Genomic DNA, 14,336 nt, shown 5'->3' with positions numbered 1-14,336 from the left:
CTCGTTCAGGTACTTGCGCGGGCGCGTTGCGCGCTCACGGTGCGTTCCAGGTCGTCGATGCAATCCGTGACGGTGTACGTCGTGTCTGTCTCCACGTCCGTCGAAGGCGCCACCTCGACGAGGGTGCCGTCCGCGTACACCGCGACGCACAGTACGGGGAACGTGATGATTTCGTAGCTGTCGTCGGAGACCATCGACGAGACCGTTCGCGTCCCGAACGCTGGTTCGAGCGTGCGGTCGTGCTCGCGCGCCCACGTCCAGAACCGCGAGTACGTCGCGCGGGCTTCCTCGCACCAGTCGTCGTCTGCTTCGGGCATGAGTTCGTGCGCCCACGCCTGCCGGTGCACGCGGTCGACGTTCCCCGTCTCGGCGATCGATTCGAGCCGACCGATGACGTGTCGTTGTTGCTCGTGTGTGCCGTGCATCGACGCGCAGTGGAAGACGTCGACGTGGACGTCGTCCGCGTTCGAAATGTCTGTGTGCTCTATGACCATGGTTCGTGTAGTCCACCGCGGGTCGCGAACCCCACCGGGAATCGGTCCCGTCGTCGCGCGCCGCGTGCGGCGTCTGTGGAGAGTCAAGCGGGCGACGGGCAAGGTTATACGCGTAGTATCCGCGAGTAATCTTTCAAGAGGTTTCGCGTTCCTCGGTAGGTGTCCGTTATCGACGGTAAATCGCTACTACTCGTGGGCTTCCGAACGGGTAACGCCCTTCATCTGCGCGCTATCGCGTCGGTACCTGAATCGCAGGCTCAGGTCACTGGAAGCCTGCGGGCGAGCTCGCGTCCACGGGCGGTTGTTCGTGGCGCGTCTCGTAGTGCTCGTAGCGCTCGCGGACGTCCGCCGGCACGCTCGGGTCGACGTCCGCGAACGCCGCTTCGAAGTCCGCGTGCGAGACGATGGGGCCGGGGCCGGTCTCGGGGTCGACGTCGTCGCCGACGGTCTCGAGGTACGCGCGCGTCGCTCGCGTCGCCGCTTCCCGGCAGATCGCTTCGATGTCGGCGCCGACGTACCCGTCGGTGCGTCCGACGAACGCGTCCAGGTCGACGTCCTCGGAGAGCGGCGCGTCCGCGGTCTGCACCTCGAAGATCTCGCGGCGAGCGCTCGCGTCCGGGACGGGGACGTGCACCTGGCGTTCGAGGCGTCCGGGCCGCAGGAGCGCGCCGTCGATGAGCTCGGGGCGGTTCGTGGTCGCGACGACGAGGACGTCCTCGAGGCCGCCGATGCCGTCCAGTTCGGTGAGTAACTGGCCGACCATGCGCTCGCCGACGCCGGACCCCGTCTGCTGGCCGCGCTCGCCCGCGATCGCGTCTATCTCGTCGAAGAGGACGACCGCTGGGGCGTTGTCTCGGGCGCGCTGGAAGACCTCCCGGAGCCGTGACTCGGATTCACCGACCCACTTCGAGAGGAGTTCCGGGCCCTGGATGGACAGCAGGTTGCATTCGGATTCGGTCGCGACGGCCTTCGCGAGCATCGTCTTCCCCGTCCCCGGCGGACCGTACAGGAGCACGCCGCTCCCGGTGTCGAGGCCCGCTTTCTCGAGGACGTTCGGGTACTTCAACGGCCATTCGACGGCTTCGCGGAGCGTGCGTTTCGCGGCGCCGAGCCCGCCGACGTCGTCCCAGGACACGGCGGGAATCTCCACGTGCATGTCCCGGAGCGCGGACGGGTCGGCGTCCTCGAGCGCCGCTTCGAAGTCCGCGCCCGTGACGACGGGGGCTTCGCGGACCGACCCGGTCGTGGTGTCGTTGTGCGCGCGCTGGAGTGCTCGCATCGCGGCCTCCTGAACGACGCTCGCGAGGTCCGCGCCGACGAACCCATGGGTGCGGTCGGCGATGGCGTCCACGTCGACGTCGTCCGCGAGCGGGACGTCGCGCGTGTGGACGTCGAGTATCTCGGCGCGGCCGTCGCGGTCGGGAACGCCGACCTCGACCTCGCGGTCGAACCGCCCGCCGCGGCGCAGCGCCGGGTCGATGGCGTCGGCGCGGTTCGTCGCAGCGATGACGACGACGCGGTCGGTCTGGTCGAGGCCGTCCATGAGCGTGAGGAGCTGGGCGACGACGCGCCGTTCGACGTCGCCGGCGGCGTCCGAGCGCTCGGGCGTGATGGCGTCGACCTCGTCGATGAACACGATGGCGGGCGCGTTCTCCTGGGCCTCCTCGAAGACGTCGCGGAGGTACTCCTCGCTCTCCCCGTAGTACCGCGACATCACTTCGGCCGCGGGCAGGGAGACGAACGTCGCGTCGACCTCGTTCGCGACCGCTCGCGCGAGCAGCGTCTTCCCCGTTCCGGGCGGTCCGTGGAGGAGGACGCCGGCGGGCGGGTCGACGCCGAGCTGTTCGAAGAGGTCCGGGCGCTGGAACGGCAGTTCGACGAGTTCGCGGACGCGAGCGAGGGCGTCGTCGAGCCCGCCGACGTCCGCGTACGTCGTCTCGGGTCGACGCGTGGTGACGGCGTTCGCGTCCTGTGGCGGCTGTACTTGCGCTTCCCCGCCGTCGCTCCGGGCTTCACGAGCGCTATCGCCTTCGGCGTGCCCGTGCCCGGGTGCGCCGTCGCTGTCGGCGTTCTCGCCGTCGTCTTCCGCGTCGGTCGTCGCACTCGGGTGGTTCGATTCCCCGGCGTGCGCGTACGACCGCACCTCCAGGTCGGTCCCTGGCGTGACGCGCACGACGCCGTCCGGGCGGGCGGCGGCGACGGCGACCGGTATCGAGCTCCGGTCGGGGGCGCCCTTGAACGTCGTTGCGACCGTGCAGCCGGGGGCGAGGACGGAGCCCTCGAGGTCGGCGAGCAGCGAGTGTTTGAACGAGGTGAGACTGGCGAAGGGCTCTTCGACGCCGACGAGCAGCGCTTCGGCGTCGACGGGCGTGGTCGTTGCGACGTCGACGACGTCACCGATCTCGACGCCGAGTTGCTCGCGGAGGGCCGCGTCGATGCGGACGATGCCGGCGCCTTCGTCGTCGGGGTAGCCCGGCCAGACGCGCCGGAGGATGGAGTCGTCGCCGTTCGTGAGTTCGACGAACTCACCGCTCAAGAGGTCCAGCTTGGACATCGCGGCGATGTCGACCGCCGCGAGTCCGTTTCCGACGTTCTCCTCGCGGAGCGGATGTACGGTAAGTTCCATGGTGTGTGTGATGGCCGGTTCGAGACCGGCTCGACGCTAGTAACGGACACTCGTTCGTCCGTTAGTTACACTCCGCCTAGCACACCACGGGTGGGAGTAGCGTGGGGCTGTTTCGACGGTAGGCGTCGAGAGAATGAGTCGTATACGGTCTGTACGGCGGGGAACGACCGTCCGTCAGCGGGTGTCGGCGGCGCGAAGCCGGGTTCCGGTGTCGACCGTCGCGTATCTGGGCACGACGACACCGGGGTCGACGTGGACGTCGTCGCCGAGGGTCGCGCTCTCTCCGACGACGACACCGAAGTCGGGGTTGGGCGTCGGTCGCGGTCCGACGTCCGCTTCGGCGTCGAGTGCGTCGGGGAGCTGCGTCGGTCTGACGACGTGCGTTCGCGCGCCGACGTCCGCGTTCGGACCGACGACGCTGTCGACGAGCGTGGACATCGACCCGACGGTCGCGCCCGACAGGAGGATGCACGACGATAGCTCCGTTCCGTGGCCGACGACGACCTTCGGGCCGACGTACGAGTACGGCCGCACGTACGCGTCGGCTTCGATGCGAGCGCCGGCGGCGACGATCGCGGGTCCTTCGACGACGGCGCCGTACGCGACGGATGCGCCCGGTTCGACGCGCACTGGGCCGTGGAGGCGCGCCATCTCGTCGACGGAGCCGTCGACGGTCTGTCCGGGCGACCGTTCGGCCCACTCGTCGAACGCGCGTCGGTTCGCGGCGAGCAGGTCGGCGGGGGAATCCACGTCCACGTGGTCGTCGACGACGACGGGCCGAAGGTCGTGTCCGGCTGCGGTCCGTTCGACGACCGCGGCGAGGTCGCGCTCCCCGGAGTCGTTCGTGGGCGGACGCGTCCAGTGCTTCGCTTCCGCGGGAAGCGACGCCGCACCGGCGTCGACGTACGCGCCGCTTTCGTCGTCGGCGAGGCGTTCGACGTCGAGCGGGCCGCCGTCGCCGACGACGACGGGGTCGGTCGCGGGTTCGTCGCGCGCTCGAACGCCGACTGTCGGAACGTTCGCGTACAGCGACCCGAGTGCCGCGTCGTCGTAGAGCGCGTCACCGGGGAGCACCACGAAGTCGCCGTCGAGGTGATTGCGGGCGACGACGAGCGCGTTCGCGGTCCCCATCGGTCGCGGCTGGAAGGCGTACGTCACGGGAACGCCGTCCACGGCGTCACCGAGTGCCTTCGCGAACGGCTGATAGTACGGTGGGACGACCACGACGAGGTCCGTCGCGCCAGCGGCGACCGCGCGACGCGCGACGTGAACGAGGAGGGGGTCGCCGCCGACGGGGAGAAGCGGTTTCGGGACGCTCGCGGACAGCGGTTCTAGCCGTTCCCCGTCACCTGCGGCGAGCAATACTGTCTGCATGGGTGCCTCTTTTCGACTACGAAGGCTTTGCTATGCGTCGACTAATCCATACCAACCAGTTACTGTATCGGCCGCGTCGGTGCTCCCCGACCCCTCAGATTCCCTGCATCAAGCGTTCCAGGGGTTGACCACGACCGTCGGGCAGTTCACGACCGTTGCACGCGCGCCGCCGCCGGTGCCGCGAGCGCGACCCGGAGCGGGTGAAAGCCGACGCTTGCGGCGAGGAGTAGGAGCCGCCTGCTGCTCGGTTCGCGGCGCCTGGCGTGCCGCGCTGTCGCCGTGAGTGGACTCGTCGCTGGTGCGCGACGAGTTGAAATGTCAGGCGCACCTAGTTGGAGTCATGTCTACCGCAGAGCCCGACACCGTCCGCACCTGGCTCGTCGAGCGCACGTACTCGGACGACGAACTGAACCTCGTCATCCTCACGTACGCCACGCCGGACGGGAAGCGGTACTATCGGAAGGAGCGCGCACTGACGTCGTTCACCGACGCGCCGGAGACGCCGGTCTCGGTCGCCGCCGACCCCGGGAACCTCGGGGACGTGGACGACCCCGATACCGTCGAGTGGTATCGCAGCGAGGCGACGCGGATGGCGGCCGAACACGACGTCGACGACGTCCTCTAGGCGGTCGCGAGCGACGTGGGCCGTTCGTGCAGCCGTGTTCAAGCGTCCCTATCGGGTCGCTACCGGTGGTATCGTGCTTAAGCCCACCCGGGACGTATCAATACACATATGATAGCCGAGATACGCCGTGCGAACCGCGACACGCGAGCGCAGTACGCGCTCATGATGCTGTTCGGTGGACTCTGCATACTCGCCGCGTTCGCCCCGCTCGGAGAGACCATCCGCATCGCGACCGTCGGGACGCTGTTCGGGTTCACCGCCGGCCTCTGGGTATCGCACCTCCTGCAGGTGCTCCGGCGCGCCGTCGACGAACGCGCGACCGCGACCCAGGTGAGAGCCTGATGGCCGTCCCTGAAGAGACGACAGCGGACCGCGACACCGGTACCGAGCACGAACCCACGGACGATGCGAGCGAGCCCCGAGACGCGACGACATCGCGGGACGAACCCACCGGTGGGTTCCTGACGAACGTCGAGTTCCTCACGGGCCCGAACCCGAACCTCGGGTCGTTCCTCCTCGTCGTCGGCATGGTGAGCATCGTGTTCATCGCGCTCTTCCAGCTGACGCTCCCGACGACCGTCGCGTACCTCCTCACCGCCGGCGTCCTGTTCGTCACCGTCATCAGCGCGCTGTTCGCGTTCCTCCTCGACGCCTTCGGGTACTTCGACCCCGTCGCGGCGCCCCCCGCGGACGCTCGGCGTGCGCGGGCTCGCGACGCCAGACCGTGGGTGCCAGCGACCAGCCCCGCGAAACCGCTCCCGCCGCTGTTGAACTTCGACGCCGAACTCCGCGCGTACGACGACATGTTCGACGGCGACCTTCCGGCGGCGTTCGACCCGTTCGTCGAGGACTACCGACGCCTGAAGACGAACACGCGGAACCGGCCGAGCATCGCGAGCGACCTCCGCGCCGACCTGAACCCCATCGGGACGCTGTTCGGACCCGGCACAGCGGGCGACCGGCTCTACGAGGACATCTCCGAACGGCTCTTCAGGTACATCGACGCGGATCGCGAACTCGCGACCGTCGACCGAGTGACCTTCCGCGACGACGACGGCGCGGAGACCGACGTCGCGGCGCTCGCGGGCGGCCTCGGTCGCGTCGAAATCGTCGTCGCGAACGAGGGCGAAGGAGTCGACGCGGTCGCAGTCGTCGAGTTCCGGGACGCGTCCGGCTCGGTCGTCGCCAGCCGAACGTGCGACGCCGGCTACGTCGCACCCGGCGCCAGTCGAACCGTCGACGCGGACGTGTTCGTCCCCGCGGACGCCGTCCGCGCGACCACCCGACTCCAGGCCACCGAGGTCCAGGGACGCGACGCCCGCCGGAGTCCGCGCGTCGTCGGCTCCTGACCGTCGAACGAACGTCGCTTCTTCCCCCGAACCCCGGCGACCGCCGTCGCCAGGCGAATCCAACCGCTACCTCGCGTCCCGCCGCTACGTCTGCTTCTGCCACGTGAACTCGTACGCGTCGCCCTCGAACCGGAACGTCGTAGCGGTCGCCTCGTAGCCCGTGACGCGCTCGGGCCACCGGTCGGTGGTGTCGAGCACGACCCGGTCGGCGTCGTCGACGAACGCGAGCGTGTTCCGGAGGGCGCGATAGTAGCGACGCATCACCTGCTCGGGGAGGTATCGGGTGCCGTCGGACGCGGCGTCGACGCGCTCCAGGGTGGCGGTCACGCGCTCGCTCCGCTCGAAGTCGGCGTCCGGCGGCTCCGTCGACACGCGGACGACGTCGCCGTCGACGGTCGCGCTCGCGTCGTCCGTCGGGACGACGGTTCGGTCCGGGCCGACGAGTTCGACGAGCGCCGCGCCGTCGCCGCCGTCAGGCCCGTAGCCCGCGACCAAGCCGTACGTGCCGCCGCCGAGCCAGCCGACGCTCCCGCCCGGCCCGTAGTACTCCGGGTCCGGTAGCGCCTCGCCGTGGTACGCGTTCAGTACGTACTGCTTCCCGGTCCCGGGCGCGAGGGCGCGGCAGTCCGCGGTGTGGTAGAGCGGCGCGACGTGGAACCACTCGCCGCCGTCGAGCTTGAAGAGGTTCCAGTGCCCGCACTGGGCGGTCTCCCGCGACCGGTTCGCGGCGACGAACCGCACCTGGACCGGGAGCCGTCCCTGCTCGACGTCCGGCTCCACGACGACGGGCGTCGTCGCGTCCGCCTCGTGGTACCACGTCGGCGTCCCGTCCCCGGGCATCGCCGGCACCGACCGACCCTCGAACGCGGACGGCTCGACGCGGCCCGGACGCCCGGTCTCCCACGTCGCGAGCGCGAACCCGAAGTCGTGCCCGTCGAACTCGTACACGCCGCGTCGTGGGAACGCCTCCGTACGGTCGGGGTGCCCGACGACGTGGTACTCGCCGAACGCGAACTCGCCGGGCTCCAGTCGCCGGACGCCCAGGCGCCAGTCGTCCATCCGCGTCGCCGTCCACCGGCCGTCGTCCGCACGCTCGACGCTCGGCGGGTCCTCGAACGCGGGATGGTTCGTCGTCGGCACCAGGAACCGGCGTCGCTCCCAGTTCGACCCGAGGCGCTCGCGCGGCCGACCGAGCTCGTGTGGGACGTCGCTCTCGGTGCGCCCGAACGCGGGGAACGTAGCGAGGTCGAACGGCTGCTCGTAGTCGCTGTCGTTCACGAGCCACGCGCGCAGGGTCGCGGGCGACGACGCCGTCGCAGTCCCCGCGAACGAGACGGAGAACCGCCCGCCGTCGTCCGTCCGCGTCCAGTGGTGCGTCAGGCACCACGTCTCGGGCGCGACGTCGAGCTCGACGAACGCCTCCATCGATTCGGGTGGTTCCGGACCGCCGCCGTCGTCGTCGGTCGTCGTCCCGTCGACGGACGACGCTCCGTCCGTGACGGTACCGTCAGCGGTTGTCCCGTCGGTCGTGGTCGCGTCGGTCGTCGCGTCGTCGGTCGTGGATGCACAGCCCGCGACCGTGGTCGTGGCCAGGGCTGCGAGGAGGGCGCGGCGTCTCACACGCGACGCGTCAAGCCCCGTCGGTAAGGGCTTTCCGTAGGTTCAAAACGCGATTGCAGCCAGCGGCCGAACTCAGGCCGGACTCGGGTTCCGCACCGAGGAGACGTACGCGGCGAGGTCCGTCGTCGTGATGATACCCATCGGGACGCCGTCGTCGCCGACGACCGGCAGGTGATGGATGCCGGCTTCGATGAGGCGGTCGGCGACCTGCTCGATGGGTTCCTGCGCGTCCGTCGTCAGGACGTCCGTACTCATGTACTCGGAGACGGGCGTCTGGTCCTTCGGCTTGCGTTCGGCGACGATCTTCACGAAGTCGGTCGTCGTGAGGATGCCCTCGAGGCTGTCGTCGTCGTCGACGACGAGCACGCTCCCGATGCCCGCTTCGAGCATCATGTTCGCGGCGTCCTCGACGAGCGTGTCCGGCGAGACGGTCTTCGGGTCTGACGTCATGAGTTGCGCGACGAAAACGTCGTCCATACCCGACGTTACTCGGTACCCGCTGAAAAACCGTGCGGAACCGCCGCGGCGTCGCGGGGCGTCGCGGCCGTCGACGTCGCGAGGCCGGGCGGCGGCACGCCGTCGCGCGTGCGGTGCCGACGTGGTTGCGAGTAAGGTTCATGTCAGCGCCGTCCTTGCGTCCGCTCGTGACGGTCATCGAGGTGTCCACGACGGTCGACGTCCCGCCAGCGGCGGCGTACGCGTTCGTGCTCGACTTCGAGGGGCACGCGGACTACAGCGAGTTCGTCAGGGACGTCCGCCGCCGCGGCGACGGCGGCGTCGGCACGCGGTTCGACATCGAACTCTCGTGGTGGAAGCTCTCCTACACGTTCCCGACGCAGGTCACCGACCTCGACGAACCGAACCGCATCGGGTGGCGCACCCCGAACGGCCTGCACGCGCGCGGCGACTGGCAGTTCGACCCCGTCGACTCCGAGACGGACGGCGGCGCGGCGACGACCGACGAACCCGCTCCCGACGACGCGGCCGCGACGTCGACGCGCGTGACGCTCCGCGCCGAGTACGACCGCTCGCGGTCGCGACTCCCCCGCCTCCCACCCCTCGTGTCCGTCGACGACGTCCTCAACCGACTGAAACCGGTGGTGCGTCGAGAGGCCACGAAGGTCTTCGAGCACGCCATCGCCGACCTCGAAGGGGAACGCCGGCGGGTCACGCTCGACGTCGACGTGTACTGACGGTGAACACGCTCTCCTGGTTCGCTTCCGGTGGATTGCTGACGGGGTTCCGTGAGGTTCTTCCCGTCCGGTACCGGAGTCGCGTGCATGGAATCGGCGCTGGGGCCGCCCGCGGAGATGGCGGAGATAGCCGAGGAGTTGACGCCGATGATGAGTCAGTACTTCGAGCTGACCGACCGGTACGACGACGCGCTCGTCTTGTTCCAGGTCGGTGACTTCTACGAGGCGTTCTGCGATGCGGCGCGCGCGGTCTCGCGGACGTGCGAGGTGACGCTGACGAAGCGCGAGGACAACACGGGCCGGTACGCGATGGCTGGCATCCCCATCGACAACGCCGAGAGCTACATCGAGCGCCTGCTCGACGCCGGGTATCGGGTGGCGGTCGCGGACCAGGTGCAGGATCCCGAGGAGACCACTGGGGTCGTCGACCGCGCCGTTACCAGGGTGGTGACGCCGGGGACGCTCACGGAGGACGAACTCCTCGGGGGTGCGGACAACAACTTCGTCGCCGCGCTCGCCTCCGGGTACGGGCTCGCGGTGCTGGACGTGTCGACGGGCGACTTCTACGCGACGAACCCGACGTCGCCCGCCGCGGTCGCGGACGAGATCGGGCGGTTCGGGCCCGCGGAGGCGATCGTCGGGCCCGAGGTGTCGGCGGACGCGTTCGACGCGGACTGCATGGTGTCGCCGTACGACGAGACGGCGTTCGAGCGCGACGCCGCCGCGGAGCGCGTCCGCGAGTACTTCGGCGACCCGGATACGTACGGCCTCACCGACGCCGAGGTCCGCGCCTGCGGCGCGCTCCTGTCCTACGCGGAGTACACGCGCGGCGGTGGCGCCGCGGCGACCGGCGAGATACCCGAAGACCCGAGCGAGGCGGACGAACGCGAGCGCCTCGGGTACCTGAATCACCTGACGCACTACGACCCCCGCGAGTACGTCGTGCTCGACCCGACCGCGCTCGAATCCCTCGAACTCTTCGAGCGCCGGAGCGTCCGCGGCGTCGAGGGCGCGACGCTCGCGGGCGTCCTCGACGAGACCGCGAACGCGCTCGGTCGCCGTCGACTCACCGAGTGGCTGCGTCGTCCACTCCTGGACCGCGAGCACATCGAGCGCCGGCACGACGCCGTCGCCGAACTCAAGCACGACGTCGTCACGCGCGAAGCCCTCCACGACGCGCTCCGGGACGTCTACGACCTCGAACGGCTCATCTCGCGAGTGTCGCGGGGGCGAGCGAACGCGCGCGACCTCCGGTCGCTGAAGGACACGCTCGACGTCGTCCCCGAGTTGAAGTCGACGCTCGCCGACGCCGAGAGCGACCTCCTCGTCGACGTCCGCGAGGGACTCGACGTGCTCGAAGACGTCCGCGACCTCGTCGGGAGCGCCATCCGCGAGGAACCACCAATCGAGGTGACGGAGGGCGGCGTCATTCGCGAAGGGTACGACGCGGCCCTCGACGAGTTGCGGGCGACCGAGCGCGACGGCAAGCAGTGGATCGACGACCTGGAAGCCAGGGAACGCGAGCGAACCGGCATCGACTCGCTGAAGGTCGGACGCAATCAGGTGCACGGGTACTACATCGAGGTGACGAACCCGAACCTCGATTCGGTCCCGGAGGACTACCAGCGACGGCAGACGCTGAAGAACTCCGAGCGGTTCTACACGCCGGCGTTGAAGGAACGGGAGGACGAGATCCTGTCGGCGGCCGAGCGCGCGGACGCCCTCGAGTACGAGCTGTTCCGCGAGGTTCGGGCGTCAGTCGGCGAGGAGACCGAGCGCGTGCAGGGGGTCGCGGACCGCGTGGCGCGACTGGACGTCCTTGTGTCGTTCGCGGACGTCGCGGCGCGCTACGACTACTGTCGCCCCGAGTTCTCGAAGACGGGGGTCGACGTCGAGGCGGGCCGGCATCCGGTCGTGGAGCGAACGCAGGAGTCGTTCGTGCCGAACGACGTGCACTTCGACCGCGAGGAGTATCTCGCGGTCGTCACGGGCCCGAACATGAGCGGGAAGTCGACGTACATGCGGCAGGTAGCCTGTATCTGTATCATGGCGCAGGCGGGGAGTTTCGTGCCGGCGGCGTCCGCGGACCTTCGCGTGTTCGACCGCGTGTTCACGCGTGTGGGCGCGAGCGACGACATCGCGGGCGGCCAGTCGACGTTCATGGTGGAGATGACCGAGCTCGCGGACATCCTCTCGGAGGCGACGCCCGAGTCGCTCGTGCTCCTCGACGAGGTGGGTCGTGGGACGAGTACGACGGACGGGCTCGCTATCGCGCAGGCGGCGACGGAGTACGTCCACGACGAGGTGCAGGCGGTGACGTTGTTCGCGACGCACCACCACGAGTTGACTGCGGTCGCGGACGACCTTCCGGGCGCGTTCAACCTGCACTTCGCGGCGACGGAGACGAGCGACGAGGTCCGGTTCGACCACTCCGTGTCGCGGGGCGCGGCGACGGCGTCGTACGGCGTCGAGGTGGCGCAGGCGGCAGGCGTGCCGGAGTCGGTCCTGGAACGGTCGCGCGAGTTGCTCGCGGCGAGCGAGTCCGTCGACGAGGGCGAGGTGCCTGCCGTCGGTCCGGACGTGGAAGGGTCGGCGCCGGCGTCGGACGGCGAGCACGCGACGCTCGACGAGTTCGCGTCGGTGTCTGCGGGCTCGGAGGCGGTGGCGCGGCGGCTTCGCGAGGTGAACGTCGCCGACACGACGCCGATGGAGGCGCTTGCGTTACTCGACGAGTTCAAGCGCGAACTCGACGACTGAGCGCGTCTACCGAACTGGTTGGGTACAGGCGACTTTTCCGATGGCGCTGTAGTCGTAGTTGCATCACCTCACCGGGGCAGCGATGCACGCTCCGGCCGACCGGTGACACGGGGCAGTCGACGGGCGACTCTCCGGACGGTCGGAGTGCCCACCTCGGCCGGAATCAGGAGCAACGAGTCCAGCACATGGCAAACTGAGCTTGTTACTATTGTAGTAGTACTCGAGCGATACTATTATAGTAGTAGAGGTTCTACGTGGTGGTACAGAACGGGCTCGGCCGCCCGGAGCTATACCGATGACAGAAACGACGTTCACGACGCTGACCGAGCGGGGTCGTACCGAGCGCGAGGGTGCCACCCGGCGAAACGAGGAGGTAACCCACCGCGAGACCACCGACGAGGCCGTCGACGAGGAGACCTGCCCGGAGTGCAGTGGCGAGCTCCAGGCCGACGAGACTCATGGGGAGACGGCGTGCCGCGACTGCGGGCTCGTCGTGGACGAGAACGAGGTCGACCGCGGCCCCGAGTGGCGCGCGTTCGACAGCCAGGAGAAGAACGAGAAGTCCCGCGTCGGCGCCCCCACGACGAACCTCATGCACGACAAGGGCCTGTCGTCGGTCATCGACTGGCAGAACAAGGACGCCTACGGCGGACAGCTGTCGGCGCGCAAACGCCAGCAGATGCAGCGCCTCCGCACGTGGGACGAACGCTTCCGTGCGAAGAGCGCGAAGGACCGCAACCTCAAGCAAGCGCTCGGCGAGATAGAGCGGATGTCCTCGGCGCTGGACCTGCCCGACACCGTCGCGGAGACCGCTGGCGTCATCTACCGGCGCGCGCTCGAGGAGGACCTCCTCCCCGGGCGCTCCATCGAGGCGGTCGCAACCGCGTCCGTGTACGCGGCCGCGCGCCAGAGCGACGTCCCGCGGAGTCTCGACGAGTTCGAGCCCGTGAGTCGCGTCGACCGCCGCGAGTTCGCTCGCGCGTACCGGTACGTCGCCCGCGAACTCGAACTCGCGATGGAGCCGACGAACCCCGACGACTTCCTCCCGCGGTTCTGCTCCGAGCTCGGGGCGAGCGAGGAACTGAAGCGTCGCGCCACCGACCTCCTGTCCGCCGGGAAGCGCGCGCACGTCCACAGCGGGAAGAGCCCGTCCGGGCTCGCCGCGGCCGCCATCTACGCGGCGAGTCGCCTCCTCGACCAGGAGTTCACGCAGGAGGAGGTCGCGGAGGTCGCGGACGTCAGCGCCGTCACCATCCGGAGCCGCTACCGCGAACTCCTCCGTGCTGCGGACGACCAGCACTACGCGACCGCCGACTGACCGACCCCGCGACATTCCGCTGTCGCGGCCCCTCGGGCCGACTCCCTCAGGCGGGGGCCTTGGCGCGGGCGGCCGTCGAGTAACGACTTTCAGTACGCGATTGTAACCACCGAGAAAGCAATGGACCGAACGAGAGGCCCACCATGACCGAGTACGGTAGCGTCGACGCCGTCCCCGAGACCGAGGAACTCCTGGAAGCGCTCGGGTTCACGGAGTACGAGGCGAAGTGCTTCGTGGCGGCGACGCGCGTCGGCACTGGTACCGCCAAGGAGGTGAGCGAGGTCGCGGACGTCCCGCGCGCTCGCGTCTACGACTGCATGGATTCGCTCGCCGAGCGCGGGCTCGTGGACGTGCAGGAGGCGAACCCGAAGAAGTATCGTGCGGTGCGACCGGAGACCGCGGTCGCGACGCTCCAGCGAGCGTTCGAGACGCGGTTCGATCGGTTGAACGAGCTGTTACCGGAGTTGCACGCGACGGCGCGCGAGTCCGAGGACGACGACGTCTGGGTGATCGAGGGCGGTGCGGACGTCGCCGAACGGATGGTGACGTTGATCGAGGACGCCGACGAGTCCGTCGTCGTCGCTATCGGTGCGGAGGGACTGCTCTCGGAGGAATTGCTCGCCGCGCTCGTCGCGGCGGACGAACGCGGGGTGTCCGTGACGGTCGGCTCCCCGGGGGAACCGATACGCGACCGAGTGGTCGAGGCGGTCCCGGACGCGACGGTACTGGAGACGTGGACGTGGTGGAAGTCGTTCCCCATCCGACCGGGGGCGGTCTCGAGCGTCCTGCTCGTGGACGGGCGCGCGCTCCTCGTCAGTAGCGACGACCCGGGGTCGCTGCCGGGCCGCGAGGGGCATCGCGCGGTGTGGACGGACGGCGCGAACACGCCGTTGGTCGGGTTGCTTCGTCCGCTCCTGGAACGAGCGGTTCGCGGGGAGGCGCAGACGACGGGCGAACCGTCGCCCGTCTGACCGGCGCGG

The 14,336-nt window shown here is 69.5% G+C and carries 12 protein-coding genes; 7 read left to right on the top strand and 5 right to left on the bottom strand.

Annotation, left to right across the window (positions count from 1 at the left end; genetic code table 11):
• Window positions 1-5: 5 nt before the first annotated feature.
• The 3 genes from ACZ48X_RS00280 to ACZ48X_RS00270 form a co-directional block, all read right to left on the bottom strand.
• Complete coding sequence (locus ACZ48X_RS00280; protein ID WP_336351572.1) at window positions 6-494, bottom strand: HTH domain-containing protein; 489 nt, start codon at window positions 492-494, stop codon at window positions 6-8.
• Window positions 495-756: 262 nt separating this feature from the next.
• Window positions 757-3,120, bottom strand: a complete 2,364-nt coding sequence (locus ACZ48X_RS00275; RefSeq protein WP_336351573.1) for an AAA family ATPase — start codon at window positions 3,118-3,120, stop codon at window positions 757-759.
• A 174-nt stretch (window positions 3,121-3,294) separates the two neighbouring features.
• Entirely contained in the window at window positions 3,295-4,494 is a 1,200-nt protein-coding gene (locus ACZ48X_RS00270; protein WP_336351574.1) for a sugar phosphate nucleotidyltransferase, read from the bottom strand.
• A gap of 340 nt (window positions 4,495-4,834) precedes the next feature.
• Here ACZ48X_RS00270 and ACZ48X_RS00265 point away from each other — a divergent pair, with 340 nt between their 5' ends.
• From ACZ48X_RS00265 to ACZ48X_RS00255, 3 genes are all read left to right on the top strand, one after another.
• Window positions 4,835-5,119, top strand: a complete 285-nt coding sequence (locus tag ACZ48X_RS00265) for a DUF7967 family protein (RefSeq protein ID WP_336351575.1) — start codon at window positions 4,835-4,837, stop codon at window positions 5,117-5,119.
• Window positions 5,120-5,227: 108 nt separating this feature from the next.
• A complete protein-coding gene (locus ACZ48X_RS00260) occupies window positions 5,228-5,461 on the top strand; it encodes a hypothetical protein (RefSeq protein ID WP_336351576.1) in 234 nt (77 codons plus the stop codon).
• A complete protein-coding gene (locus ACZ48X_RS00255; protein ID WP_336351577.1) occupies window positions 5,461-6,468 on the top strand; it encodes a hypothetical protein in 1,008 nt (335 codons plus the stop codon). The genes ACZ48X_RS00260 and ACZ48X_RS00255 overlap by 1 nt, the downstream gene beginning before the upstream one ends.
• A gap of 84 nt (window positions 6,469-6,552) precedes the next feature.
• Here ACZ48X_RS00255 and ACZ48X_RS00250 read toward each other — a convergent pair whose 3' ends face one another.
• Together ACZ48X_RS00250 and ACZ48X_RS00245 are read right to left on the bottom strand one after the other, a co-directional pair.
• Window positions 6,553-8,088, bottom strand: a complete 1,536-nt coding sequence (locus ACZ48X_RS00250; protein WP_336351578.1) for a hypothetical protein — start codon at window positions 8,086-8,088, stop codon at window positions 6,553-6,555.
• Window positions 8,089-8,160: 72 nt separating this feature from the next.
• On the bottom strand, window positions 8,161-8,565 hold the full coding sequence (locus tag ACZ48X_RS00245) for a CBS domain-containing protein (protein WP_336351579.1): 405 nt from the start codon (window positions 8,563-8,565) through the stop codon (window positions 8,161-8,163).
• Between the two features lie 140 nt (window positions 8,566-8,705).
• Here ACZ48X_RS00245 and ACZ48X_RS00240 point away from each other — a divergent pair, with 140 nt between their 5' ends.
• From ACZ48X_RS00240 to ACZ48X_RS00225, 4 genes are all read left to right on the top strand, one after another.
• The gene (locus ACZ48X_RS00240) at window positions 8,706-9,281 is read left to right on the top strand and encodes an SRPBCC family protein (RefSeq protein WP_336351580.1); all 576 of its coding nucleotides are present in this window, start codon (window positions 8,706-8,708) and stop codon (window positions 9,279-9,281) included.
• Between the two features lie 87 nt (window positions 9,282-9,368).
• Window positions 9,369-12,038 (top strand): DNA mismatch repair protein MutS, encoded by a 2,670-nt coding sequence (gene mutS, locus ACZ48X_RS00235; RefSeq protein WP_336351581.1) that lies wholly within the window; start codon window positions 9,369-9,371, stop codon window positions 12,036-12,038.
• Between the two features lie 295 nt (window positions 12,039-12,333).
• Complete coding sequence (locus ACZ48X_RS00230; RefSeq protein WP_336351582.1) at window positions 12,334-13,356, top strand: transcription initiation factor IIB; 1,023 nt, start codon at window positions 12,334-12,336, stop codon at window positions 13,354-13,356.
• A 143-nt stretch (window positions 13,357-13,499) separates the two neighbouring features.
• A complete protein-coding gene (locus tag ACZ48X_RS00225; RefSeq protein WP_336351583.1) occupies window positions 13,500-14,327 on the top strand; it encodes a TrmB family transcriptional regulator in 828 nt (275 codons plus the stop codon).
• Window positions 14,328-14,336: the final 9 nt, after the last annotated feature.

The organism is Halorubellus litoreus (assembly GCF_055378595.1).
Note: the sequence above shows the minus strand (reverse complement) of the source record. Positions and strands in the feature narration are given on the sequence as shown.